Annotated in this window: 1 protein-coding gene; it reads right to left on the bottom strand. The window is 30.3% G+C overall.

Annotated features, from left to right (window positions below; genetic code table 11):
* Nucleotides 1-403: 403 nt before the first annotated feature.
* Nucleotides 404-836: hypothetical protein (locus B6D18_RS12690; RefSeq protein ID WP_158092597.1), on the bottom strand; the 433-nt coding region annotated here is incomplete at its 5' end.

Here is an 836-nt window from a genome sequence, read left to right on the forward strand (position 1 = left end):
CCAATGTTATATGATAAACAAAAATATTATCATATCTATAACGTATAGTAATGTTGGCAAAATCGAAAAAGTTAATCATTGGAACTATCAACCAAATGAAATAACAAGCAAAAGTAAAAAGTAAAGGCAGTTTGAAGTAAGACTGATTTTGATTATCCATTATATCCCTATATTATATCCTAATTATAAACTGATAAAATCATAACTACGTTTAACAATAATTGCAAAGAACTATTTAAAAAAATTTTAATTAGTTAAATACTAGGTATTATATTGGCTTTTTATCTTTTTTATGCAATATATTAATAAAAAACCAATATTCTAATAACTGTCAAAATACTTCAAGAACTAACAGTGACTATAACTTACATTTGTTATATTTTAGGATTAACGCAATTAACACTTAAGGTGTAACACATGCGGCAGTAATTATCTGCCAAATAGATTGAAGTATATCGATAGATCCTTCGGGAGCATATAAAAATGGTTTTCCTTCATTACGAGGACGCGCAGTATTTGTTGCTACATTATTCGTCCAATAATGATATGAATTCCAATCTGTACCTTTATAAGTTTGGCAAGTCGAATTATGCTCATACTCATCCTTAGGCATACATCCCCATTCATTCGCAATTCCACCAACCCATTTTCCATTCTCCTGATAACTTAATTGCCGACGTGCATAAGAGCCATAACTATTCTCATAACCATAACCGCCAATCCAACCATCGTAAGGATTGGTATTGGAAAAATCATTCACATCTGGCAATCGATAACCACTACCTAAACTTTTACAATAATCCCTTGCCTTAGATTGATAACTTGAAATTTCTTTA

It is taken from the genome of Gilliamella sp. A7, from assembly GCF_002142015.1.
Classification (GTDB): Bacteria; Pseudomonadota; Gammaproteobacteria; order Enterobacterales; family Orbaceae; genus Gilliamella; species Gilliamella apis_A.